The organism is Pseudomonas frigoris (assembly GCF_047758635.1).
Taxonomy (GTDB): Bacteria; Pseudomonadota; Gammaproteobacteria; order Pseudomonadales; family Pseudomonadaceae; genus Aquipseudomonas; species Aquipseudomonas frigoris.
Window position 1 is genome coordinate 718,100 of sequence record NZ_CP180479.1, and the last position, 25,292, is coordinate 743,391.

General features: G+C 59.3%; 18 protein-coding genes and 1 pseudogene. 13 read left to right on the forward strand and 6 right to left on the reverse strand.

All coding sequences use genetic code 11. From position 1 onward, the window contains the following. The first annotated feature begins 345 nt into the window (after positions 1 to 345). The gene (locus ACMXYH_RS03305; RefSeq protein WP_415766291.1) at positions 346 to 669 is read left to right on the forward strand and encodes a hypothetical protein; all 324 of its coding nucleotides are present in this window, start codon (positions 346 to 348) and stop codon (positions 667 to 669) included. Between the two features lie 279 nt (positions 670 to 948). Then, the gene (locus ACMXYH_RS03310) at positions 949 to 1,788 is read left to right on the forward strand and encodes a 23S rRNA (adenine(2030)-N(6))-methyltransferase RlmJ (RefSeq protein WP_095127455.1); all 840 of its coding nucleotides are present in this window, start codon (positions 949 to 951) and stop codon (positions 1,786 to 1,788) included. A 150-nt stretch (positions 1,789 to 1,938) separates the two neighbouring features. On the opposite strand, the gene msrA is transcribed toward ACMXYH_RS03310, so the two are convergent. The 3 genes from msrA to ACMXYH_RS03325 all read right to left on the reverse strand — a co-directional run bounded on the left by msrA (position 1,939) and on the right by ACMXYH_RS03325 (position 5,920). Next, entirely contained in the window at positions 1,939 to 2,586 is a 648-nt protein-coding gene (msrA, locus tag ACMXYH_RS03315) for a peptide-methionine (S)-S-oxide reductase MsrA (RefSeq protein WP_150656684.1), read from the reverse strand. A 219-nt stretch (positions 2,587 to 2,805) separates the two neighbouring features. Beyond that, entirely contained in the window at positions 2,806 to 5,499 is a 2,694-nt protein-coding gene (locus tag ACMXYH_RS03320; protein ID WP_415766292.1) for a putative bifunctional diguanylate cyclase/phosphodiesterase, read from the reverse strand. Between the two features lie 283 nt (positions 5,500 to 5,782). Further along, positions 5,783 to 5,920, reverse strand: coding sequence for a hypothetical protein (locus ACMXYH_RS03325; RefSeq protein WP_415767778.1), 138 nt, complete (start codon positions 5,918 to 5,920; stop codon positions 5,783 to 5,785). A 27-nt stretch (positions 5,921 to 5,947) separates the two neighbouring features. Here ACMXYH_RS03325 and tnpB point away from each other — a divergent pair, with 27 nt between their 5' ends. The 3 genes from tnpB to ACMXYH_RS03340 are packed head-to-tail and all read left to right on the forward strand — an operon-like array spanning position 5,948 to position 8,184. Further along, positions 5,948 to 6,352, forward strand: a complete 405-nt coding sequence (tnpB, locus tag ACMXYH_RS03330; protein ID WP_415764206.1) for an IS66 family insertion sequence element accessory protein TnpB — start codon at positions 5,948 to 5,950, stop codon at positions 6,350 to 6,352. A gap of 18 nt (positions 6,353 to 6,370) precedes the next feature. Continuing rightward, positions 6,371 to 7,873 (forward strand): IS66 family transposase, encoded by a 1,503-nt coding sequence (tnpC, locus tag ACMXYH_RS03335; protein WP_415764205.1) that lies wholly within the window; start codon positions 6,371 to 6,373, stop codon positions 7,871 to 7,873. After that, positions 7,870 to 8,184: a hypothetical protein gene (locus tag ACMXYH_RS03340; protein ID WP_129444071.1), complete on the forward strand. Its 315-nt coding sequence runs from the start codon at positions 7,870 to 7,872 to the stop codon at positions 8,182 to 8,184. Before tnpC ends, ACMXYH_RS03340 begins: the two co-directional genes overlap by 4 nt. Before the next feature lie 95 nt (positions 8,185 to 8,279). Here ACMXYH_RS03340 and ACMXYH_RS03345 read toward each other — a convergent pair. From ACMXYH_RS03345 to aceE, 3 genes and pseudogenes are all read right to left on the reverse strand, one after another. After that, positions 8,280 to 9,557: pseudogene (locus ACMXYH_RS03345) on the reverse strand (alkaline phosphatase D family protein); the annotation flags it as partial. 281 nt (positions 9,558 to 9,838) lie between these two features. After that, a complete protein-coding gene (gene aceF / locus ACMXYH_RS03350; protein WP_415766294.1) occupies positions 9,839 to 11,824 on the reverse strand; it encodes a dihydrolipoyllysine-residue acetyltransferase in 1,986 nt (661 codons plus the stop codon). A gap of 11 nt (positions 11,825 to 11,835) precedes the next feature. Further along, positions 11,836 to 14,481 carry a pyruvate dehydrogenase (acetyl-transferring), homodimeric type gene (gene aceE / locus ACMXYH_RS03355; RefSeq protein WP_415766295.1) on the reverse strand — a complete coding sequence of 882 codons (2,646 nt, stop codon included), beginning with the start codon at positions 14,479 to 14,481 and terminating at the stop codon, positions 11,836 to 11,838. A 383-nt stretch (positions 14,482 to 14,864) separates the two neighbouring features. Here aceE and glnE point away from each other — a divergent pair, with 383 nt between their 5' ends. The 8 genes from glnE (at position 14,865) to ACMXYH_RS03395 (ending at position 25,055) form a co-directional block, all read left to right on the forward strand. Then, positions 14,865 to 17,804 (forward strand): bifunctional [glutamate--ammonia ligase]-adenylyl-L-tyrosine phosphorylase/[glutamate--ammonia-ligase] adenylyltransferase, encoded by a 2,940-nt coding sequence (glnE, locus tag ACMXYH_RS03360; RefSeq protein ID WP_415766296.1) that lies wholly within the window; start codon positions 14,865 to 14,867, stop codon positions 17,802 to 17,804. Positions 17,805 to 18,096: 292 nt separating this feature from the next. Next, a complete protein-coding gene (waaF, locus tag ACMXYH_RS03365) occupies positions 18,097 to 19,131 on the forward strand; it encodes a lipopolysaccharide heptosyltransferase II (protein WP_129439087.1) in 1,035 nt (344 codons plus the stop codon). Between the two features lies 1 nt (position 19,132). Then, positions 19,133 to 20,194, forward strand: a complete 1,062-nt coding sequence (rfaC, locus tag ACMXYH_RS03370; protein WP_415766298.1) for a lipopolysaccharide heptosyltransferase RfaC — start codon at positions 19,133 to 19,135, stop codon at positions 20,192 to 20,194. Beyond that, positions 20,194 to 21,315 carry a glycosyltransferase family 4 protein gene (locus tag ACMXYH_RS03375; RefSeq protein ID WP_129439083.1) on the forward strand — a complete coding sequence of 374 codons (1,122 nt, stop codon included), beginning with the start codon at positions 20,194 to 20,196 and terminating at the stop codon, positions 21,313 to 21,315. The genes rfaC and ACMXYH_RS03375 overlap by 1 nt, the downstream gene beginning before the upstream one ends. Continuing rightward, the gene (rfaP, locus tag ACMXYH_RS03380) at positions 21,315 to 22,121 is read left to right on the forward strand and encodes a lipopolysaccharide core heptose(I) kinase RfaP (protein WP_415766299.1); all 807 of its coding nucleotides are present in this window, start codon (positions 21,315 to 21,317) and stop codon (positions 22,119 to 22,121) included. The genes ACMXYH_RS03375 and rfaP overlap by 1 nt, the downstream gene beginning before the upstream one ends. Beyond that, positions 22,121 to 22,855: a lipopolysaccharide kinase InaA family protein gene (locus ACMXYH_RS03385; protein ID WP_415766300.1), complete on the forward strand. Its 735-nt coding sequence runs from the start codon at positions 22,121 to 22,123 to the stop codon at positions 22,853 to 22,855. Before rfaP ends, ACMXYH_RS03385 begins: the two co-directional genes overlap by 1 nt. Further along, a complete protein-coding gene (locus ACMXYH_RS03390) occupies positions 22,852 to 23,604 on the forward strand; it encodes a lipopolysaccharide kinase InaA family protein (RefSeq protein ID WP_415766301.1) in 753 nt (250 codons plus the stop codon). Before ACMXYH_RS03385 ends, ACMXYH_RS03390 begins: the two co-directional genes overlap by 4 nt. After that, on the forward strand, positions 23,604 to 25,055 hold the full coding sequence (locus tag ACMXYH_RS03395) for a lipopolysaccharide kinase InaA family protein (protein ID WP_415766302.1): 1,452 nt from the start codon (positions 23,604 to 23,606) through the stop codon (positions 25,053 to 25,055). Before ACMXYH_RS03390 ends, ACMXYH_RS03395 begins: the two co-directional genes overlap by 1 nt. Positions 25,056 to 25,292: the final 237 nt, after the last annotated feature.

Consider the following 25,292-nt stretch of genomic DNA (forward strand, 5'->3'; position numbering starts at 1 on the left):
TGAGCGAAATTTCTGGGTAAGGTCTTCGGAAGTTTCCTTCAACTCGTATCGGTTTCCATGAACTGGTGTGAAATGTTTTCCATCGATAGTCTCTGGTGGTCACTGAAAATTCAGTGGCGGGGTGTAGGAACCCTTCAAAGTCGTTGGAAATGTACTAGCGTCGAAGCTTGGTTTGCGGCCGTTAACGTGCGTCCGTAAGATCAGTTGCGGCGGTTATGCGCGGGCACGCTTCGGCGTGGTCGAGTTTTCCAAAGGCCTCGATATTCCTACCCCGCGCATAGCTGCCACCCTAGCCTGTAGGAAGGCTGATGGCAGTTCCTATTTGTTGCCTTTGGAACTTGAAAAATGAAAACCCTTACCCCCGATCCACCCTACGTAAAACCAACCCCCCACCCCCAAAACCGCTTCATGGCGCTCACCAGCAATTGCGACGACATGCCAACCCTGTTCGTCGACACCCAGGCGCCGCTGGATGTTTTGTATGACGCTGCCAGCTACCGAATTCGCGCCGTCACCCAAGTGATGGAGAACTTGTCCATGCGCGGTTCGATCGAGTGTCAGTCCTTCATTCTTAGTGATTTTGCTTTGCTCTGTGCCATTCCGTTGCGGGATGGGTGTGATGTGCTGGATGTGTTAGGGCGACGATTGAAGGCTCGGCCTTCGGAGTAGCGCCGGACGCTTTCCCTGATGCGATTCAGTCAAACAACTTTGGCTGAGTCGCACGAGTTGTAGCAGCTGGCGAAGCCTGCGTCCGGCTGCGCAGCAGTCGTCAAATCAGCACTCGCGATTTTTCAGACACACCGTGCAAGCAGGGTTTACGACTGCTGCGCAGCCGGACGCAGGCTTCGCCAGCTGCTACAAGTTGTGTGGCAGCTTGGCCGCTCAGCCGTGAGGCCCTGACGTTCGCCTCGGTACAAGGTAAACTTCCCGCCCTTCGCAGGAGCAGCCATGAATTATCGTCACGCCTTCCATGCCGGCAATCACGCCGATGTGTTCAAACACCTGACTTTGACCCGCATCATCGCCTTGATGTCGCGCAAGGAGCAGCCGTTTGCCTATCTCGACACTCACGCCGGCATTGGTCTGTATGACCTGCAGGGTGATCAGGCGAGCCGTACCGGTGAGTACCTGGAAGGTATTGCGCGTTTGTGGGATCAGCCGGATCTGCCGGCGTTGACCGCGGATTACATGAAGGTGCTGCACGACATGAACCCGGATGGCCAGTTGCGCTATTACCCGGGTTCGCCGGAGTTGGCGCGGCGTCTGACGCGGCCGCAGGATCGGGTGATGCTCAACGAGAAACACCCGGAAGACGGTGTGTTGCTCAAAGATAATATGGCCGGCGACCGTCGGGTGAAGGTGCATCTGGGTGAAGGCTGGCATGTGCCGCGTGCGATGTTGCCGGTGCAGGAGAAGCGTGCGGTGATGTTGATTGATCCGCCATTCGAGCAGCTGGATGAGATGCAGCGCTGTGCGGCGTCGCTGAAAGAGGCGATTGGCCGGATGCGGCAAACCGTGGCGGCGATCTGGTACCCGGTGAAGGACCAGCGCATGTTGCGTCGTTTTTATCAGGATCTGGCGGGCACGGGCGCGCCGAAGTTGTTGCGGGTGGAATTGCTGGTGCATCCGCTGGATACGCCGAACAGTCTGAATGGTTCGGGGCTGGCGATTGCGAATCCGCCGTGGGGTCTGGAAGAGGAATTGCGTGAGTTGCTGCCGTGGTTGTCCAAGAAGCTTGGGCAGACCCAGGGTGGTTGGCAGATGGATTGGTTGATTGCTGAGAGTTGATTGCTGATCAGATGTTTTGATGGTGTTTGACAAGACGCCTTCGCGAGCAAGCCCGCTCCCACAGTAGATTTATGTCGATCACAAGAGTGTGGTCAGGCGTAGATCCAATGTGGGAGCGGGCTTGCTCGCGAAGTTTTTTGGGCCCTGAGATCAGATCGGGCAAGTCACGCCTGTACCGCCAATGCCGCAATACCCTTCAGGGTTTTTCGCCAGGTATTGCTGGTGGTAAGCCTCGGCGAAGTAGACCGTCGGCGCTTCGTCGATTTCAGTGGTGATCGTGCCTTTGCCAGCCTTGGTCAGCTCAGCCTGGAACACTTGCTCGCTGTGCTTGGCGGCTGCCAACTGAGTCGGGTTGGTGGCGTAGATCACCGAGCGGTATTGGGTGCCGATGTCGTTGCCCTGACGCATGCCCTGAGTCGGGTTGTGCAGTTCCCAGAACATCTTCAGCAGCGCTTCGTAGCTGACTTTTGCTGGCTCGTAGACCACCAGTACCACTTCACTATGGCCGGTCAGGCCCGAGCAGACTTCTTCATACGTCGGGTTCGGCGTAAAGCCGCCGGCGTAACCCACCGCCGTACTGACCACGCCTTCGCGCTGCCAGAACTTGCGCTCTGCACCCCAGAAGCAGCCGAGGCCGAAGATCGCGAAATCCACGTCCATCGCGAATGGGCCCAGCAGCGGGGCGTCGTGGACGAAGTGTTTTTCCGGCACGGTCATTGGGGTTTCGCGGCCAGGCAGAGCTTGTTCTTTAGTCGGGAGCACGTTTTTGTTCACCAGGATTTCCGAGCGCAAGACCATGATCAGTCCTCTCAGTCAGGTTGGATGTAAATAAACAGACCACCAGTGTGCCCAATGATGCCAAGTTAATCACTACTCCTGTGGGAGCGAGCTTGCTCCGGGCGGCGTTCCGACGATAGCAGTATCAGTCGACATCAATGCTGACTGACACGGCCTCATCGCGAGCAAGCTCGCTCCCACAGGGTTTTGTGTCTTGGCAGAAAGAGCCTTCAGCCTTATTCAGGCGATCGGGCCACGCGGATAGCGCTTGAGCTTTTCGATCAGCTCGGTGCCCGGGATCGGTCGGTCGAACAGGTAACCCTGGCCAACGTCGCAGCGGTGACGGCGCAGGAAAGCCAACTGCTCGGCGGTTTCGATGCCTTCAGCCACGACCTTGAGTTTCAGGTTGTGGGCCATGGCGATCACCGCGGAGGTGATTTCCATGTCGTCCTGGTTGTCCGGGATTTCGTGGATGAAGCTTCGATCAATCTTAATGATGTCGATCGGGAATTTTTTCAAGTAACTGAGCGACGAGTAACCGGTGCCGAAGTCATCCATGGCCAGGGTCAGGCCCAGGCGCTTGAGCTGATCGAGCTGCAAGTGGGTGTCTTCGGTGGCTTCCAGCAGCAGGCCTTCGGTGAGTTCGAGCTCCAGCAGGTTTGCCGGCAGCGCTTCTTCTTTGAGGATGTTGGCGATGGACGACACCAGGTCCGGATCGGAGAACTGCTTGGGCGACAGGTTGATTGCCACCTGAAGATTGCCCAGGCCAGCGGCGGTCAGGTCTTTGCTCATGCGGCAGGCCTGGCGGGCGATCCATTTGCCAATCGGAATGATCAGGCCGGTTTCTTCGGCGACGCTGATGAACTGGTCCGGGCGGATCATGCCTTTTTCCGGATGGTTCCAGCGCAGCAGCGCTTCCATCCCCAACAGGCGACCGCTGCGCAGGCAAAGCTTGGGCTGGTAGAACACGTCCAGCTCATTCTGGGTCAGGGCGCGACGCAGGTTGTTTTCGACGAACAGTTTGTAGCTGGCTTCTGCGTTCAGCGCTTCGGTGAACACTTGGACCTGATGTTTACCGTTGGCCTTGGCCTTGTGCAGCGCGAGGCCGGCGTTGCGCATCAGGTTTTGCGGATCGCGACCGTGCAACGGTGCGCAGGCCAGGCCCACGGAGCCGGTGACGCTGATCAGCTGGTTGTCGACGAACATCGGCTTGTCGAGGGTCGCCAGCAATTGATTGGCGATCTGCTGGCCCGCACGCAGGTCGGTGTCGTCCAGCAATACGGCGAATTCGTTACTGGCGAACCGCGCCAGGCTGCCACTCGGGCTCAGGCTGTTGCGCAGGCGTCGGGCCAGGCTGATCAGCAGTTTGTCGCCGGTCTGGTGGCCGAGGCTGTCGTTGATCCGCTTGAAATTGTCGATGTCCACCAGCAACAAGCTGATCGGGGTATCGCTGTCTCGGGCGAAACGTTCATCGAGGTTGCGGATGAAGGCCGGGCGGTTGCCGAGGTTGGTCAGGTTATCGGTATAAGCCAGACGCTCAATGCGCTGCTGAGCGAGCTTGGTCTGGGTGATGTCTTCGTAGATGCCGATGTAATGCGTCAGCTCGCGGTTGTCGCCGTAAACCTTGGAAATCGACAACTGGCCCCAGTAGGGTTCGAGATTTTTGCGGCGGCTTTTGAATTCGCCTTGCCAACTGTTGCTCTTGGCCAGCGCCGAGGGCGCGTCGAACAACAGCTCGCTGAGGTTTTCCAGTGCCGGCAGTTCCGACAGCCGCTGGCCGTGGACTTCTTCGGTGGTGTACTGGGTGATCGCCGTGAAACTCGGGTTGACGTATTCCACCACGCCATCGCAATTAACCAGCAAAAAGGCGTTGGCGCTTTGCTCTACCGCACGCTGGAACAGGTGCAGGGCGCTGGTGGCGGTGCGGCGGTTGTGGTTGTTGATGACTTGGGCAAACTGATCCGCCAACTCACCGGCGAAAGCAATTTCGTCCGATTGCCAGGCGCGGGTCGTACCGGTCTGCTCCAGGCAGAGTACGCCGACCACTTGGCCGTCGACGCGGATACTGGCGTCGAGCATCGCATTCACATCGCGCTGGCGCAGGCTTTCGGCCATTTCCCGGGTGCGCGGGTCGCGCATGGCGTTGTGGGCGTCGATGGCGCGGCCGGTGTGCAATGCGTCCAGGTAATCAGGGAAGAGGCTGACGTCAATCGGCTCCGGCAGCAGGTATTCCTGGCTGGCGCGGTGATAGGCCGAAATCGGCACGAGCAGTGAACCTTCGAGGTTCCACAGGCTGGCGCAGTCGATTTCGTAGATGTCACAGGCGCTACGAGTGATCAGTTCGGCGGCTTCTTGCAGGGATTTGTTGCTGCTATAGCGCTGGCGGGTCAGTAGCAGGATCAAGTCTTGCTGGGCGCGCACCCGGTCCAGGTGCAGAAGCTGTTCCTGCTGGGCGCGCTGATTGAGTTCCAGGGCGATTTGCAGGCGAGAGTTCTGGGTTTCGAGGTCCAGGGCCGGCAGCAGTTGCTCGCCATCGAAAAGGCCGTCGACCACCAGCAGGTAGCCGCGCAGCAGGTGTCGATTATGTTGTTTGTAGGCTTCGCCCAGTTCCAGCAGGTTCAAGGAGCCGGCGGCGGTGTGCAGGGTGTAGCGGATCAGGTAATGCGGGCTTTCGGTGAGTTGCTGCTGAACCGCGTCATGCAGCTGATAGCGCGCTTCGGGCTCCATCAGGCTGGCGTAGGGCGAGCCGACCAGAGCGCAGAGCTCCACAGCCGGCAGGCCGAACTGTCGTTCGCAATTAGGATCGAGAAACAGCAGCGCCCAACTCGCTTCATTCAGCCGTTCGAAACGAAGCATGCCGAGCCGCGAGGGCACAGGCAACTGCGTCACTACCTCGGCCACCATACGGCTGGCGGCATCGGGTTGGCTCTTCATATGGAGGGAAACTCGCTTCGAATAGGCTGATCGCGCCGGGCTCTCGCCCTCTTTACTGTTACCTGCGGCAAGGTTGCATCATTGCGACACTGACTGACAAGAGACATGAAGGCCAAGTGCTATAAGAATATGTCGGCCGGCGCGAAGAATTCTCCAGCGCAGGGCCGAAAGTAATGTTTTTGACCGAAAAGATCGTCCGAACGCGGCCCGAGCCTTCGGCAGCTCCTACAGGGTGTACGCCATTTCCTTGTAGGAGCTGCCGCAGGCTGCGATCTTTTGCTTTTTACCGGAGCGGGATGCTGGTCGACTGCAAAGGCTTGCCGTCCCGGTCGTGATAACTGACACGAACCTGTTCGGCATCGACGATCAAATGGGCAAAGTTGTCCTGACTGACCACCTGGCTGGTCAGTAAGCGCTCCATGAAGCCCACATTCCAAGCCGAAACCTGATGTCCGATGCTGTGCTCCCGATTTCTTTCTGGAGCCAGTCCGTCATGATGCGTCCCGACGCCAAAGTCGAAAAAGTGTACCTATACCCCAAGCCCGTGGACTTCCGAAAATCCATCGACGGCCTCGCGGCCCTGATCGAGCTAGATATCAAGGTAGCGGTATTCGACCCCGTGCTTTTCGTCTTTCTGAATCGCCCCCGTAATCGGGTGAAAATCCTCTATTGGGAGCGCAACGGCTTCTGCCTTTGGCTCAAGCGCCTGGAGTCTGAGCGTTTCAAAACCTCGCCCGATGGCACCGACGAAGCCATCGTGCTGACGGTTCAGGAACTGAACTGGCTGCTCGACGGTTTTGATCTCTGGCGCAACCGTCCGCATCAGGTTTTGACGCCGCGATTCGTTGCTTGATTGGGTATAATCCGGGCCATGATTTCCATGCCCGACAACCTTCCCGATGACCTGGCTGCGCTCAAGCAATTACTTGCTCAGATGCAGTCGAAGGTCGTTCTTCTTGAAGAAGAGAATGCGCTACTTCGTCAGCGCCTGTTCGGGCGCAAGTCAGAGCAAACCGCTGATCCGGCGACGCCACAACTGCTGCTGTTTAATGAAGCCGAAAGTATCGACACGCCAGCGCCCGTTGAAGCTGACGGAGAAGTTGTCGCCCCGACCAAGCGCCGTGGCAAACGCAAGCCACTGTCGGCTGACTTGCCACGCATCGAGGTCATCCACGAACTCTCCGAGCACGAACTGACCTGCGCTTGCGGTTGCCGCAAACACGCCATCGGTGAAGAAACCAGCGAACAGCTGGAGATCGTGCCGATGCAGATCCGGGTGATCAAACATATCCGCAAGGTCTACGGCTGCCGAGGCTGCGAAACAGCACCGGTCACCGCCGACAAACCCGCGCAACTGATCGAAAAAAGCATGGCCAGCCCCAGCGTATTGGCGATGCTGCTGACCACCAAGTACGTCGATGGCCTGCCGCTGCACCGTTTCGAAAAAGTCCTCGCTCGTCACGGTGTCGATATTCCGCGTCAAACCTTGGCGCGCTGGGTGATCCAGTGCTGCGAACACTTCCAGCCACTGCTGAATCTGATGCGTGATCGGTTACTGGAGAGTCCGATTGTTCACTGCGATGAAACGCGAGTGCAGGTGCTGAAAGAGCCAGACCGAGACCCGACCAGCCAATCCTGGATGTGGGTACAAGCCAGTGGCCCACCGGAGCGCCCAGTCATCCTGTTTGACTACACCACCAGCCGAGCGCAGGAGGTGCCGTTGCGGCTGCTCGCCGACTATCGCGGCTATCTGATGACCGATGATTACGCCGGCTATAACGCTTTGGGCGCGCAGCCGGGTATCGAGCGTTTGGCCTGCATGGCCCATGTACGGCGCAAGTTTGTCGATGCGCAAAAAGTGCAGCCCAAGGGCAAAGCCGGTCGAGCCGATGTTGCGCTGACGATGATCAACAAGTTGTACGGCATCGAGCGTGGGTTGAAAGAGATGACCGATGAACAGCGTTTTGCCGGTCGCCAGGAACAGAGCTTGCCGGTGCTCAGCCAGTTAAAAAACTGGCTGGAGAAAACTCATCCCCAGGTCACATCACAAAGTGCCTTGGGCAAGGCCGTGGGTTATTTGGCCAGTAACTGGAGCCGGCTGGAGCGTTATATAGAGGCTGGCTTTTTACCAATCGACAACAATGCCGCCGAAAGAGCAATCAAACCGTTTGTGATCGGTCGCAAAGCATGGCTATTCAGCGATACGCCCAAGGGCGCCGCAGCCAGTGCGCAGATCTACAGTCTGGTCGAGACCGCCAAGGCAAACGGCCAGGAGCCCTATACGTGGCTGCGCCATGTACTGGAGCGATTACCGCAGGCTGAGTCGGGTGAAGACGTTGAAGCGCTACTACCCTGGAATTGGAGGGCATCATGAGTATCAATATTGATCATCTGAGTGTCGATGAGTTAGTGACATTGAATCATCACATTATCGAACGGCTGAAGATGCTGGAGTCGTTGGAAGCTCATAAATCGATGATGCAGTTCCATCCAGGAGCACGGGTAAGCTTCGACTCACCCAGTGGTGAGCGCCTGTCCGGTACCGTCATGAAGTTCAACCGCAAGACCGTCACAGTGGTAACCGACACCAGCCAACGCTGGAATATTTCGCCGCACTTGCTTTCACCGATCAAAAACGTACAAGCGGGCACGGTGGTGGATATCAAGCCACAAAAAATGAAGTAGCTGCGCCGCGAATGGCCTCCGCGCCAGCATGATTTGATTCCTCCCCCACCTCAGACGCCGCCTGTTTGGATAGGTGGGGTTTATGGATCAGTTACGCTGGTCAGTTCATGCTGATAGTCGCCAGCGGCTGTTCGCGCCAACGGTTGATCGAGGATGAAGGTGGATGCCTTGGCGTACGGCAGCAGTTTGCTGTTGCACAAGGGTGAGGAGACGATGGTGTGCACCTCGAAGTCCGGGTCTTCGCTGTGGGTCAGGCGACTGGTCAGGGAGCCATGGACATCACCGGAAACGAAGAAGACGTTCTTGATGCGGTGTGTACGAATGGTCTCCAGCAGCCGCAGACGCTGTTCGGGAAAGGCCTTCCACGCGTCATCACCATGGGCTTTGCGGTCGGGGTAGAACATCACGCTGGTGACCACGAACTTCACCCTGGCCGGGCTGTGAATCAACCATTTGCACAAGACCTGTTCCTGCTCTTCATCGAGGATGCGTCGATCATTGGCCGACAGGTTGCGTCGGGTTCGACTGTCAGTGACAAACCATTCGATATCACCTTCGGCGAACTGATACCAATACTGTTCCAGTTTTCTATTTATTTGCCCGCTGGCAAGAAGTGCATGCGCCGGGCTATGACTGGCTTGATACAACTCATACGCCGCGATGGCGTTTTTGTATAAATAGGCGTCGGCCTTATTTTTGTTGGTGGGCCAGTTGTCTTCAATTTCATGATCATCGAGGATCATGTAAGTCGGCACGCCGGACATTAACTTGGCAATATTGGGTTGGGAAAAAGCTGCGCGGTACTTACTGAGTATTTCCTTGTATTCCCGGTCGGGAGCAATGACGTTCAGGTCATCGACATAGATTTGATCGCCGGTCATCAACATGGCGCTGATGGGCGGTTCGGCCTGCTGCGCCAGATTCGTTATCGAGGCGAAAATCCTGTCCCCCAGATGCGGTGCAGACGGGACGCCAGCGGTCATGCGCAGGTAACGACATGAACCGACGATATAGGCCCGTGGAATCGTGGCTTTGCTGGACTGCGTGCGAAACCGGTAGATATCGCGCGGCCATTGCAGCGGCAGTTCCTGAATCGTCTCCACGGTGTGCACCGGGCTCATGGGGCTGAACCAGCCCGCCTGGTATTCGTACTCGGTATCGGTGACAAGGTCGTTGAGCGCTATGACATCGGACATATCACGCAAGATCGTCAGCTTTGCAAATACACCTTGGGACCAGCGCTCTTCGCCAGGCCGGCGATAACGAATGCCTGCAAATACCGGTGCGTTGCTTTGAAGTTCTCCGCGCAAGAAGATACGTGTGTGGTTAGTTGTGGTGTGGCCAATAATAGGGCCAACAGTCGGTTTAAACATGTTCGAATCCATTCGAAGTAATGTTAACTAAGCAAAATAAGTTGATAAGGGTTCTAGCGACAATTAGTTGAAATAAGCTTAGTTATGGGTTCGCAAAAAATATCGAGCAGAAGTGGACTGGAGTTGTGGGCGACGTAAGCCGCGAATGTAGGAAAGGGGTGTTGGGTGACTTTCTTCCAGGCAAAAAAAGCCCCGCCAAACTGGCGGGGTTGAGGTACGAGCGTGGCGCTCGGAAAACGTGGAACGCGACGGGCCCTCCGGTGAAGGAGGGCCGATCGGTGTTACAGCAGGATGGTGCGGATGTCCGCCAGCAGGTCGCTCAGACGCTTGGTGAAGCGTGCAGCAGCGGCGCCGTTGATCACACGGTGATCGTAGGACAGCGACAGCGGCAGCATCAGTTTCGGCTGGAAGGCTTTGCCGTCCCAGACTGGCTGGATGGTTGCCTTGGAAACACCGAGGATCGCCACTTCCGGCGCGTTGACGATCGGCGTGAAGCCGGTGCCGCCAATGTGGCCGAGGCTGGAAATGGTGAAGCAGGCGCCTTGCATGTCGTCAGCGGTGAGCTTTTTGTCGCGGGCCTTGGCGGCCAGCACGGCGGCTTCGGCTGCCAGTTGCAACAGGCTCTTCTGATCGACGTTCTTGATGACCGGTACCAACAGGCCTTCAGGGGTGTCGACTGCGAAGCCGATGTTCACGTACTTCTTGCGGATGATCGCTTTGCCGCTTGGTGCCAGCGAACTGTTGAAGTCCGGCAGTTCCTTGAGCAGGTGTGCGCAGGATTTGAGCAGCAGTGGCAGGATGGTCAGCTTGACGCCAGCCTTCTCTGCAACGGCTTTCTGAGCGATACGGAACGCTTCCAGGTCGGTGATATCAGCCGAATCGAACTGAGTCACGTGCGGAATGTTCAGCCAGCTGCGATGCAGGCTCGACGCGCCGATTTGCATCAGGCGTGTCATCGGCACTTCTTCGGTTTCACCGAAGCGGCTGAAGTCCACGACCGGAATCGGCGGGATGCCTGCGCCACCGGTTGCGCCAGCAGCAGCGGCCGGTGCTTCCTTGGCCTTCTGCATCATGGCTTTGACGTAAACCTGCACGTCTTCCTTGAGCACGCGACCGTGCGGACCGCTTGGGCTGACCGCGTTCAGCTCGACGCCGAACTCGCGAGCCAGTTGGCGTACAGCCGGGCCAGCGTGAACCTTGGCGCCAGGTTTAGCCGGTGCAGCAGCCGGTGCGGCCGGTGCCGGAGCGGCGGCTGCAGGAGCAGCTTCAGCCTTGGCAGCCGCAGGTGCTGGTGCAGCAGTGGCCGGAGCCGGGGCAGCAGCAGGCGCAACGCCTTTGACTTTCAGCTTCAGGATCAGGTCGCCGGTACCGACTTCGTCATCCAGCTTGATGGAAACGCTTTCCACCACGCCAGCGGCAGGCGATGGAATTTCCATGCTCGCCTTGTCGGATTCCAGGGTGATCAGCGACTGGTCGGCTTCAACGGTGTCGCCGGCCTTGACCAGGACTTCGATGATCTTGGCCTTGCCTGCCGAACCGATGTCCGGGACGTGAATGTCCTGAACGCTGTCAGCAACCGGTGCAGCCGGAGCCGCAGCGGCTGGCGCTGGAGCAGCGGCAGCAGGCGCAGCAGCCTTGGCTGGCGCGGCAGCAGCAGGGGCCGCAGCACCCGCCACTTCCAGATCCAGAATCAGGTCGCCAGTGCCGACTTCGTCGTTGAGCTTGACGCTGATGCTCTTGACCACGCCAGCGGCAGGCGATGGGATTTCCATGCTGGCCTTGTCGGATTCCAGGGTGATCAGCGACTGATCAGCCTCGACGGTGTCGCCGACCTTGACCTGGATCTCGATGATCTGGGCCTTGCCCGACGAGCCGATGTCCGGCACGTGCACTTGCTGGGTAGTTGCAGCAGCGGGAGCAGCGGGAGCAGCGGCCGGTGCAGCTGCTGCCGGAGCAGGAGCAGCAGCCGGTTTCGCTTCAGCTTTGGCCGCCGGCGCAGCGGCAGCCGCAGCCGCAGGGGCCGCAGCAGCGGCACCTTCGACTTCCAGCTCCAGCAGTTCGTCGCCTTCTTTCAGCCGATCGCCCAGCTTCACTTTGATGCTCTTGACGATGCCAGCCTTGGGCGCAGGGATTTCCATGCTCGCCTTGTCCGACTCAAGCGTCAGGATGCTTTGGTCGGCTTCCACACGGTCGCCGACCTTCACAAATAGTTCGATTACTTCACCTTCACCGCTGCCGATGTCAGGTACGCGAATGAGTTCGCTCACAGAGTGTCTCCTCAGCAGTCCAGTGGGTTGCGTTTTTCCGGGTTGATCCCGAACTTGGCGATGGCTTCAGCCACCACTTTAGGTTCGATATCACCACGGTCAGCCAAGGCTTCCAGGGCTGCCAACACCACGAAATGACGGTCGACTTCGAAGAAGTGACGCAGCTTCTTGCGGCTGTCACTGCGGCCGAAACCGTCGGTGCCCAGGACTTTGAATTCCTTGGACGGGACCCACTGACGAATTTGCTCAGCGAACAGCTTCATGTAGTCGGTAGACGCGATGACCGGACCTTGACGGCCGTTCAGGCACTCTTCGACATAGCTCAGTTTTGGCTTCTGGCCCGGGTGCAGACGGTTGCTGCGCTCTACGGCCAGGCCATCGCGACGCAGTTCGTTGAAGCTGGTAACGCTCCACACGTCAGCGCCGACGTTGAACTGTTCACGCAGGATTTTCGCCGCTTCGCGAACTTCGCGCAGGATGGTGCCGGAGCCCATCAGCTGAACGTGGTGCGCCGCTTCGCGGGTGTCTTCCTCGAGCAGGTACATGCCCTTGATGATGCCTTCCTCGACACCGGCCGGCATGGCTGGCTGCTGGTAGGACTCGTTCATCACGGTGATGTAGTAGAAAACGTCCTGCTGCTGTTCGGTCATCTTCTTCATGCCGTCCTGGATGATCACCGCCAGCTCGTAGCCGTAGGTTGGATCAAAGGTGCGGCAGTTCGGGATGGTGGCAGCCAGGATGTGGCTGTGACCGTCTTCGTGTTGCAGGCCTTCGCCGTTCAGCGTGGTCCGGCCGGCGGTGCCGCCGATCAGGAAGCCACGGGTACGGCTGTCGCCAGCGGCCCAGGCGAGGTCGCCGATACGCTGGAAGCCGAACATCGAGTAGAAGATGTAGAACGGCAGCATTGGCTGGTTGTGGCTGGAGTACGAAGTACCGGCAGCGATGAAGGAGCTCATGGCGCCCGCTTCGTTGATGCCTTCTTCGAGGATCTGGCCCTTCTTGTCTTCTTTGTAGAACATCACCTGGTCTTTATCGACTGGCTCGTAGAGCTGGCCGACGGAGGAGTAGATGCCCAACTGACGGAACATGCCTTCCATACCGAAGGTACGGGCTTCGTCCGGGATGATCGGAACGATGCGCGAGCCGATTTCCTTGTCCTTGACCAGCTGCGCGAGGATCCGCACGAAGGCCATGGTGGTGGAAATTTCACGGTCGCCCGAGCCGTCCAGGATTGCCTTGAGGGTATCCAGCGGTGGCGTCGGGATGTCGAAGCTTTTGGCACGGCGCTGTGGCACGAAACCGCCCAGTGCAGTGCGGCGCTCGCTCAGGTAACGGGCTTCAGCGCTGTTTGGTTCCGGTTTGAAGAACGGCAGGTTTTCCAGTTCTTCGTCTTTGACCGGAATGTCGAAACGATCGCGGAACAGCTTCAGGCTTTCAACATCAACTTTCTTGGTGTTGTGCGCAGTGTTCTTCGCTTCGCCGGCACCGGTGCCATAACCTTTGATGGTCTTGGCCAGGATGACGGTCGGTTGTTCTTTGTGGTTCACCGCTTCGTGGTACGCCGCGTAGACCTTGTACGGGTCGTGACCGCCACGGTTGAGTTTCCAGATCTCGTCGTCGGACAGATCAGCAACCATCGCCTTGAGTTCTGGCGAGTTGAAGAAGTGTTCACGTACGAACGCGCCGTCTTTGGCTTTGTAGTTCTGGTACTCGCCGTCGATGACTTCGTCCATGCGGCGTTGCAGGATACCGTCGACGTCTTTGGCCAACAGTGGGTCCCAGAAACGGCCCCAGATGACTTTGGTCACGTTCCACTGAGCACCGCGGAACACGCCTTCGAGTTCCTGGATGATCTTGCCGTTGCCGCGAACCGGGCCATCAAGGCGCTGCAGGTTGCAGTTAATAACGAAGATCAGGTTGTCGAGCTTCTCGCGGCCAGCCAGCGAGATCGCGCCCAGGGATTCCGGCTCGTCGCACTCGCCGTCGCCCAGGAAGCACCAGACTTTTTGCTTGCCTTCAGGGATAAAACCACGGGCTTCCAGGTACTTCATGAAGCGTGCCTGGTAGATCGCCTGGATCGGGCCCAGACCCATGGATACGGTCGGGAACTGCCAGAAATCAGGCATCAGCCACGGGTGCGGATAGGACGACAGGCCCTGACCGTCGACTTCCTGACGGAAGTTGTTCATCTGGTCTTCGGTGATGCGGCCTTCCATGAACGCACGGGCGTAAACGCCTGGCGAGGTGTGACCCTGGAAGTAGATCAGGTCGCCGCCGTGTTCGTCGGTCGGGGCCTGGAAGAAATAGTTGAAGCCGATGTCATACAGGGTTGCGCTGGAGGCGAAGCTGGAGATGTGACCGCCCAGATCAGAATCTTTCAGGTTCGTACGCATCACCATGGCCATCGCGTTCCAGCGTACCAACGAGCGAATGCGGCGTTCCATGAACAGGTCGCCAGGCATGCGTGCTTCGTGGGTGACAGGGATCGTGTTGCGGTATGGCGTGGTGATGGCGTAAGGCAATTGCGAACCGCTACGGGTTGCGAGTTCACCCATACGGGTCATCAGATAGTGAGCGCGGTCTTCGCCTTCTTTGTCGAGAACCGATTCCAGGGCGTCCAGCCATTCCTGGGTTTCGACGGGATCGAGGTCTTGCATGGCTTGCTCCAGGGCGGAAAGGCTTCCAGAATCGGTTGCCTGAGTTTGCGACTGGCCTTGTGGGCAGACGATATAAATTCTTGGATTGCCGAGAGGTTGTTCCGGCGGCGTGTAGTTTTACTACAAATCTTCGGGCATTTCAGCCTTTCGAATGTATATACGAGTAGTAAAACTACAGATGAGCGGCTTGTGGCCTCCAGCTGCGTTGTGAGAATAATCGTTAAGGTTGGTCTTTTGCCAACCAGAAAAGGTGAAAGCTTGATGCTGTCTGCCAAAAATAAAGAAATTTCAGCTATTTCTAACCTTTGTTCGACAGTCGATCACGTAGTGCATTCTGGCGAATCACTACATGCAGCCCTCTACACGCCGATCAAGGATAGACCATGAGCCTCCCTTCGCTTGCCGAACTGCCTGGCATTCTCCTGCCGTTTGTCACCCGTGCCGAGCAGTCGTTCCGTACGGCCGTCGCCGGGCTGGACAATGACCATGGTCTGTCCAACTGGACGCCTGAACGCTGGGCGCAATTTGCCCGCGTCACCGCTGCCAGCGACTTCGTGATTGAACAGAGTGTGCGCGACCCACTGATGTTGCTGGAGCTGGTGCAGTCCGGTGAGCTGGACCGACGTTTTGCGCCCGGCGAGCTGTGCGCACAGATTGCGGCAGCGGTGAATGCAGCGGAAACCGACGATGGGCTCGGTCGCGCCCTGCGTCGTCAACGTACCCGCCATCAAGTGCGGATCATCTGGCGCGACCTGACGCGTCAGTGCGATCTGACCCAGACCTGTCGCGACCTCTCGGACATGGCCGATGCCAGCATCGATCAGGCTTATCAGTGGTTGTACTCGCGGCATTGTCAGCAGTTCGGCGTGCCGACTGGCCGGCGCAGCGGCGAGCCGCAGCAGATGGTCATTCTCGGCATGGGCAAGCTCGGCGCGGTGGAACTCAACCTGTCGTCGGACATCGACCTGATCTTCGCCTATCCCGAGGGCGGCGAAACCGTTGGTGTAAAGCGCTCGCTGGATAACCAGGAATTTTTCATCCGTCTCGGCCAGCGCTTGATCAAGGCGTTGGACCCGATGACCGTCGATGGTTTCGTATTCCGCGTCGACATGCGCCTGCGGCCTTACGGTTCGGCCGGCGCATTGGTGCTGAGCTTCAACGCGCTGGAGCAGTATTACCAGGATCAGGGTCGCGACTGGGAACGCTATGCGATGATCAAGTCGCGGGTGGTGGCCGGCGATCAAGTGGCCGGCGCGCAATTGCAAGACATGCTGCGGCCGTTCGTTTACCGGCGTTACCTCGACTTCTCGGCGATCGAAGCGCTGCGCACCATGAAGCAGCTGATTCAGCAAGAAGTCCGGCGCAAGGGCATGGCCGACAACATCAAACTCGGCTCCGGTGGCATTCGTGAAGTCGAATTTATCGCCCAGGCGTTCCAGCTGATCCACGGTGGCCGCGACCTGAGCTTGCAGCAACGACCTCTATTAAAAGTACTGAGCACGCTGGAAGGTCAGGGTTACCTGCCGCCGGCGGTGATCAGTGAGCTGCGCGAAGGCTACGAATTCCTGCGATACACCGAGCACGCGATCCAGGCGATTGCCGACCGCCAGACCCAGATGCTGCCGGACGGTGCTCAGGATCAGGCGCGCATTGCCTTTATGTTGGGTTTTGACGATTGGGCGGCTTTCCATGAGCGGCTGATGTATTGGCGTGGCCGCGTGGCTTGGCACTTTGGTCAGGTGATCGCCGATCCCGACGAAGAGGAAGGCACCGAAAGCGAAGTGGTGGTCGGTGGCGAATGGCTGCCGTTGTGGGAAGAGGCTCAGGATGAAGAGGCCGCTTGCCGTCAGTTGGAAGAGGGCGGTTTCGCTGATGCCACCAAAGCCCTGAAAGCGTTGGCCGGTTTGCGCAGCAGCCCGCAGCTGCGGGCGATGCAGCGCTTGGGGCGTGAGCGCCTTGATGCCTTTATTCCGCGGTTGCTGGCTCAGGCCGTGGAGCACGCCAATCCGGATCTGGTGCTGGAGCGGGTATTGCCGCTGGTGGAAGCCGTGGCCCGTCGTTCCGCGTATTTGGTGTTGCTGACCGAGAATCCCGGCGCGCTGCGACGTTTGTTGACCTTGTGCGCCGCGAGCCCGTGGATCGCCGAACAGATCACCCGCTTCCCGCTGCTGCTCGACGAATTGCTCAACGAAGGTCGGCTGTTCAAGCCGCCGCTGGCGCCGGAACTGGCTGCCGAGTTACGCGAGCGTTTGACGCGGATTCCCGAAGACGACCTCGAACAGCAAATGGAAGCCCTGCGGCATTTCAAACTGGCGCACCGTTTACGGGTCGCCGCTTCGGAAATCGCCGGCAGCCTGCCGTTGATGAAGGTCAGTGATTACCTGACCTGGCTCGCCGAAGCGATCCTGGAGCAAGTGCTGGCCCTGGCCTGGCGCCAGACCGTGGCCAAATACGGCACGCCGCTGCGTACCGACGGCACCTTGTGCGATCCCGGCTTCATCATTGTCGGTTATGGGAAAGTCGGCGGTCTGGAACTGGGGCATGGTTCGGACCTGGACCTGGTGTTCATTCACGATGGCGATCCGCAGGCGGAAACCGACGGACCGAAACCTATCGACGGTGCGCAATTTTTCACTCGGCTGGGGCAGCGGATCATTCACTTACTCACGGCCCAGACCAACTCCGGTCAGCTGTATGAAGTCGATATGCGCCTGCGACCTTCCGGTGCGTCGGGGTTGCTGGTGAGTTCGCTCGGTGCGTTTGCCCGGTATCAGGAAAATGAAGCCTGGACCTGGGAACATCAGGCGCTGGTGCGGGCGCGGGTGCTGGTGGGCAGCCCGGACGTCGGCCAGGCGTTCGAGAAAGTCCGCGCGGCGGTATTGGGCAAGTCGCGGGACCTTGCAACCTTGCGCCAGGAGGTCAGTGAGATGCGCGCCAAAATGCGCGATAACCTTGGCAGCAAGAGCACCGCGGCGGGCACCGGGGCAAATGCCTTCGAGGCCACGGCGCCGTTCGATCTCAAGCAGGACGCCGGAGGTATCGTCGATATTGAATTTATGGTGCAATACGCGGCCCTGGCGTGGTCCGAATCGCACCCGCCATTGCTGCGCTGGACTGACAATATCCGCATTCTGGAAGGGCTGGAGGAGGAAGGGCTGATGCCCGCCGAAGACGCCAGCCTGTTGCGCGAGGCCTATAAAGCCTACCGTTCAGCCGCTCACCGGCAGGCCTTGCAGAAGGACGCCGGGGTGATACCGGGCGACCAGTTCGTGGACGAACGGCGGCAGGTCGTGCGGATCTGGCGCGAGCTGGGATTGAGTTAAGCGACACAATTCAAATGTGGGAGCGGGCTTGCTCGCGAAGAGGCCGTCACATTCAGCCTCTATAGTGACTGACACTGCGCCTTCGCGAGCAAGCCCGCTCCCACAGTAGATCTGCATTGTTTCGCAGATCGATGTACACCAAATCCCAATGTGGGAGCGAGCTTGCTCGCGATAGCGGAATGACAGTCGACAATAATGTTGAAGGTGATGACCCATCGCAAGCAGCCTTGCTCCCTCAGTGATTCTCGAGGCGGGGAGGCGTATGCCTCCCCGGCTCGTTTATGGAAACCACATGAAAATTCTGATCGTTGGGCCCAGTTGGGTCGGTGACATGGTGATGGCGCAGACACTGTTTCAGTGTCTCAAGCAGCGCCACCCGCAATGCGAAATCGACGTGCTGGCCCCCGAGTGGAGCCGGCCGATTCTTGAGCGCATGCCCGAAGTACGCCAGGCCTTGAGCTTTCCGCTCGGTCACGGTGCTTTGGAGCTGGCGACGCGTCGGCGCATCGGCAAATCCCTGGCCGGCCAGTACGACCAGGCGATCCTGCTGCCCAATTCCCTGAAGTCGGCATTGGTGCCGTTCTTTGCCGGCATCCCGAAGCGTACCGGCTGGCGTGGCGAGTTCCGCTACGGCCTGCTCAATGACGTGCGCACGCTGGATAAAGAACGTTACCCGCTGATGATCGAACGCTTCATGGCCCTGGCTTACGAGCCCGGTGCCGAGCTGCCGACACCTTATCCACGGCCGAGCCTGCAGATTGACCCGGTCACGCGCGAGGCGGCAATGGCCAAGTTCGGCCTGGCCCTCGACCGCCCGGTGTTGGCGCTGTGCCCCGGTGCCGAGTTCGGCGAGTCCAAGCGCTGGCCGTCCGAGCACTATGCCAAGGTTGCCGAAGCGAAGATCCGCGAAGGCTGGCAAGTCTGGCTGTTCGGTTCGAAAAACGATCACGCCGTCGGCGAAGACATCCGTTCGCGGCTGATTCCCGGTTTGCGTGAAGAGTCGGTGAACCTCAGCGGCGGCACCTCCCTGGCCGAAGCCATCGACCTGATGTCCTGCGCCGATGCGGTGGTGTCCAACGACTCCGGCCTGATGCACGTCGCCGCTGCGCTGAATCGCCCGTTGGTGGCAGTCTACGGCTCGACGTCGCCGGGGTTCACGCCGCCACTGGCCGAGCACGTCGAGATCGTGCGCCTGGGCATCGAATGCAGCCCCTGCTTCGATCGCACGTGCCGTTTCGGTCATTACAACTGCCTGCGCCAGCTCATGCCGCAAGCGGTGAACGAAGCCTTGCAGCGTTTGCAGGGCACTGTGGTCGAGGTCAAATAGTTTGCGGGTACTGCTGATCAAGACTTCTTCGCTGGGCGACGTGATTCACGCGTTGCCGGCGCTGACCGACGCGGCACGGGCGATCCCCGGCATCCAGTTCGATTGGGTGGTGGAAGAAGGCTTCGCCGAAATCCCGACCTGGCACCCGGCCGTGGACAAGGTGATTCCCGTCGCGATCCGTCGCTGGCGCAAAAACATCTGGCAGACCATCAAGAGTGGCGAGTGGAAGCGCTTCAAGCAAAGCGTTCGCGCCAACAAATATGACTTGGTGATCGATGCCCAGGGCCTGCTGAAAAGTGCGTTGCTGACCCGATATGCCAAAGCCCCGGTGGCCGGGCTGGATAAAAACTCGGCCCGTGAGCCGATTGCCGCACGCTTTTATTCCCGGCGTCTGGCCGTGGCCCGTGGGCAACACGCGGTGGAGCGGGTGCGTCAGCTGTTTGCCGTGGCCCTGGGTTACGACTTGCCCAAAGGCTTGGGCGATTACGGCCTGAACGTCGAGCGACTGGTGGAATTGCCGCGCAAGAATCCTTATGTGGTGTTCCTGCACGGCACCACGTGGGACACCAAACACTGGCCTGAAGCCTACTGGCGCGAGTTGGCCGAGCGCGTCGGCTATCTCGGTGTCGCGGTGAAGCTGCCGTGGGGTAATCCGATCGAGAAAGCCCGGGCTGAACGCATCGCCAAAGACATGAGGCACGTCGAAGTGCTGCCCAAGCTGAATCTTGCGGGTGTCGGCAAAGTGCTGGCCGGCGCGCAAGCCTGCGTGGCGGTGGACACCGGCCTCGGTCACCTCGCCGCTGCGCTAGACGTGCCGACGATATCGTTGTTCGGCCCGACCAACCCGGGCCTGACCGGTGCCTACGGTAAAGCGCAGATTCACATCGCCAGCGATTTCCCCTGCGCGCCGTGTATGCAAAAGAAATGTACGTATCAACCGACGGCCGAAGATGCCCGTCAGTTTGACCTTAAACGCGAGTGGCCCCTGTGCTTCACGCGTCTGAATCCCGAGCGTGTCGCGACCCGACTGAGCACGTTGTTACTGGCTGAGGAGCTGCGCTGATGCAATTGGCATTCGTCTTGTACAAGTACTTTCCATTCGGGGGCTTGCAACGCGATTTCATGCGCATCGCTCTGGAATGTCAGCAACGCGGCCATCAGATTCGGGTCTACACGCTGATCTGGGAAGGCGACATTCCGCCGGGCTTCGAAGTGTTGGTGGCGCCGGTCAAGGCGTTCTTCAATCATCGACGCAACGAGAAACTCAGCGAATGGATGGAAGCGGATCTGGCCAAGCGTCCGGTGGACCGTTTGATCGGCTTCAACAAGATGCCGGGTCTGGACGTCTACTACGCCGCCGACGGCTGCTTCGAAGACAAGGCGCAAAACCTGCGTAACTCGCTGTACCGCCGTTGGGGCCGCTACCGGCACTTCGCCGAGTACGAACGCGCGGTGTTCGCCAAGGATGCCAAGACCGAAGTCCTGATGATTTCCGAAGTTCAGCAGCCACTGTTCATCAAGCATTACGACACGCCGCTTGAGCGCTTCCATTTGCTGCCGCCGGGTATCTCTCAGGACCGTCGCGCGCCGGCGAATGCCGCCGAGATCCGTGCCGAGTTCCGTCGCGAATTCAACCTGAAAGACGATGATCTGCTGCTGGTGCAAATCGGCTCCGGGTTCAAGACCAAAGGTGTGGATCGCAGCCTCAAGGCGCTGGCCGCATTGCCCGCCGATCTGAAGAAACGCACCCGGCTGTTTGTAATTGGCCAGGACGACCCCAAATTATTCCAGATGCAGAGCGCCACATTGGGGCTCGGCGATAACGTGACGTTCCTTAAAGGCCGCAGCGACATCCCGCGTTTTCTGCTCGGCGCCGATCTGTTGATTCACCCGGCGTACAACGAAAACACCGGAACCGTGTTGCTCGAAGCCCTGGTGGCCGGGTTGCCGGTGCTGGTGAGTGCGGTCTGCGGTTACGCCCATTACATCGCCGAGGCCGACGCCGGTCTGGTGCTGGAAGAGCCTTTCGATCAGGCGCAACTGACTCAGTACCTGACCGGTATGTTGAACGACGCTCAAGCACGGGCGGCCTGGAGCCGCAATGGTCTGGCCTTTGCCGAGACGGCCGACCTCTACAGCATGCCGCAGCACGCGGCCGATGTGATTCTGGCGGAGCACGCTTAATGAAGTTGATGCTGGCTGAACCGTTCAAGAGCCTCTGGGCCGGACGTGACCCGTTCGCTGAAGTCGAGGGCCTCCAGGGCGAGGTATACCGCGAACTTGAAGCGCGCCGGACCCTGCGTACCGAAGTCGATGGCAATGGCTTTTTCGTGAAGATCCACCGTGGCATTGGCTGGGGCGAGATCTTCAAGAACCTGCTCACCGCCAAATTGCCGGTGCTCGGTGCCGGCCAGGAGTGGAAGGCCATCCAGCGCCTGCAAGAGGTCGGCGTGCCGACCATGACCGCCGTGGCTTACGGCGAGAAGGGCAGCAACCCGGCGGACCAGCATTCGTTCATCGTCACCGAAGAGCTGGCGCCCACTGTCAGCCTTGAAGACTTCAGCATCGACTGGGTCAAGCACCCGCCCGAGCCAAAACTCAAGCGTGCACTGATCGCCGAGGTCGCGCGCATGACCGGCATGATGCACCGTGCCGGGGTCAACCATCGCGACTGCTACATCTGTCACTTTCTGCTGCACACCGACAAACCGGTGACGGCCGACGATTTCAGGCTCTCGGTGATCGACCTGCACCGCGCCCAGACCCGTCCGACGATTACCCAACGCTGGCGCAACAAGGATCTGGCGGCGCTGTACTTTTCGGCCCTGGACATCGGCCTGACCCGTCGCGACAAATTGCGTTTCCTCAAGGGGTATTTCCAGCAGCCCCTGCGCCAGATTCTGGGCGAGGAAGCCGGGTTGCTCGCCTGGCTCGAAGGCAAGGCCAACAAACTCTACGACCGTAAACAGCGATACGGGGATGCGCTCTGATGGCGGGTTGGAAACTGGAGCCTGAGTACAGCGATCTGGCAGAAGATTTCGGCAGTCTTGAGGCTGTGTTTGCGCTTGAGGGCGAACGCCTGACGCGCGACCTGTTGTCCGAGGTCATTCGCGTCCAGCGCAATGGCGTCAACTATTACGTCAAACGCTACGTGGGTGCCGGCAAAGGTCTGCGCCGTTACCTGGGCAAGCCTCGGGTGAAAGCCGAGTGGCAAAATCTCAAGCGCTTTGCCAAGTGGGGCATTCCTACCGCCGAAGTGGTGGCTTGGGGCCTGGAACGTCGCGGTGCGGCGTACGATCGCGGGGCAATGATCACCCGTGAGCTGCCGCATACCGAAGACTTGTCGGCTTTGGCCGAGCGGCATGATCCTAAACTGGCGGACCGCGCTTGGGTCGACAACGTCAGCCGGCAGTTGGCGGGTTATACCCGAACCATGCACGACCATCGTTTCACCCATAACGATTTGAAGTGGCGCAACCTGCTGATCGACGATGAGGCTCGGCTGTTTTTGATCGACTGCCCCAATGGCGATTTCTGGCGCGGCTTTTGGCTCAAATACCGGATCACCAAGGACCTGGCCTGTCTGGACAAGGTCGCCAAGTATCACTTGTCGGCTACCCAGCGCCTGCGCTTTTACCTGCAATACCGCCAGCGTGATCGGCTGAATGCCGCCGACAAAAAACGGATCCGGCACGTGGTGAGATTTTTCGAGGGGCGCGAATGACTGATTTTCTGGCGGCTGAAGACCGTGCGCTGCTTGAGCGTCACGGCCTCGGCACCTTTGACGCACTCTGGGTCAAGCAGCTCGACGCTGTGGACGAGCCCAATACCGCTCGCGGTGGCTGGAGCAGCGTGTTTCGGCTGGATCTGGAAGGCCATGGCTACTACCTGAAACGCCAGAGCAACTACCAGACGCGCACCTTGCATGCGCCCTTTGGCGAGCCGAGCTTTGCCCGTGAATTTCGTAATATCAGTCGCTATGAAAAGTTCGGTATTCCGGCGTTGAAAGCGGCGTTTTTCGGTGAGCGCAAAGTCGACGGCGAAGTCCGAGCGATTCTGCTGACCCGTGCCCTGGACGGTTGGGATGACCTGGATTCGCTGTTGCAGCGCTGGTCGGACCTGAGTTCGGCGCAGCATTCGGCCATTCTGCAGGCCTGTGGACAACTGGCTCGGTGCCTGCACGGCGCGCGTCAGATTCACGGTTGCTTCTACCCCAAGCACATTTTTCTCCAGGCCACCGGCGACGGTTACCTGGCCCAGCTGATCGACCTGGAAAAGACCCGGCCGTTGCTGTTTGGTCTGCGTGATCGGGCCAAAGATCTGGAGCCGTTGCTGCGTCGGGCGCCTGAGTGGAGCGAAGCGCAGTTGCGCGAGCTGCTGGCCGCCTATCTGGATCAATCGCAAGACAGTTCGCTGATCGACAGCTGGCTTGCGCGTCTGACCGCGCGGCGTAGTCATAAGGAGGTGCGCTGATGCGTTTGTCCGAACTGAAAAACGCTGGCCGCAGCCCGAGCCTGCCGCTGAACATTCCACTGGCCGATGCCGCCGGTCCTGCCGAGTTGCAGTTGCTGAGTCTGTTGCGGGTGTTGCCGGGGCAGCGTTATGTCGGTGCCGGTGTCTGGCGCGGGCGGCCGGTGCTGGCCAAGTTGTTGGTCGGCAGCAAAGCGGCGCGGCATTTCCAGCGTGAGCTGGACGGCGTGCGGTTGCTGGCGGCTCAGGGGTTGACCACGCCGTTGTTGCTGGCTGATGGCCTGAAGGACGGCGAGGGCGGTTGGCTGCTGTTTGATTTCCTTGAAGGCGCTGAAAGCCTTGGGGATGCCTGGAAACGGGTCGAGCACTTGCCGATGCTGGCGGATGAGCAATCGACGGTATTGGCCGATGCGCTGGGTGCGATCGGTCAATTGCACCGCAAGGGCCTGTGGCAGGAAGACCTGCATCTGGACAACCTGCTGCGTCAGGGCGGTCGGCTGTATTTGATCGACGGCGCCGGAATCCGCACGGAGACGCCGGGCCAGCCGCTCTCGCGGCAGAAAATCCTGGAGAACCTCGGGGTGTTTTTCGCCCAGTTGCCCAAGTCGCTGGAGCCCTACACCGAAGAGTTGCTGGTGTATTACCTGCTGAGCAACGGCGAGCATGCCTTACCGATGGAAGCGTTGCAGAAGCAGATCAGCAAGGTGCGCAGCTGGCGCCTGAAGGACTTCCTGATCAAGGTCGGCCGCGAGTGCACGCTGTTCAGTGTCCAGCGCGGAGCGTTCGGCTTGCGGGCGATTCGCCGCGAGGAAGAAGCGGCGATGCTGCCGGTGCTGGCGCAGGCCGATGCGATGCTCGATCAGGGCCATCTGTACAAGACCGGCGGCGCGGCGAGCGTCGGCAAGGTCGAGGTGGCTGGTCGTACGCTGGTGATCAAGCGCTACAACATCAAAGGTTTTGCCCACTGGCTCAAACGCTTCTGGCGCCCGAGCCGTGCCTGGCACTCCTGGCGTGAAGGCAATCGCCTGGCGTTTCTCGGCATTGCCACACCCAAACCGTTGGCATTGCTGGAGAAGCGTTTTCTCTGGTTGCGCAGTCGGGCTTATCTGGTGACCGAGTATTTGCCGGGACCGGACATCATCGAGCGGTTTGCGCCTTACGTTGAAAGTGGTGAGGCACCGGAAGCCGAATTGCTGGCGCTGGATCATTTGTTTGCCGAGCTGATTGGCGAGCGGATCAGTCACGGCGATTTCAAGGGACATAACCTGTTCTGGCAGCACGATCGCTGGGCGCTGATTGATCTGGATTCGATGTGTCAGCACGCCTCGCTCAGCAGCTTCGCCCCGGCCTACGCGCGGGATCGGGCAAGGTTCATGCGTAACTGGCCTGAGAGCAGTGCGCTATATCAGGTCATTGATCAGCGTCTTCCCAAAGATATCTCTAGCGCTGCCTGAATCGGACCTTCGGTCCTATCGCGAGCAAGCCCGCTCCCACAATAGTTCTCGGTCGCACACAAATTAAGTGTGCGACACCAAAACAATGTGGGAGCGGGCTTGCTCGCGAAGGAGCCAGACGAGTCACCCGAGATTAAGGGGACACATTCTTGTGAATCGTCCTACACGATCCACAGACCCCATGAACTGTACCCTGAATGGCCGCGATGCTAGTTTGCCTGACGTTCACGGAGGGCA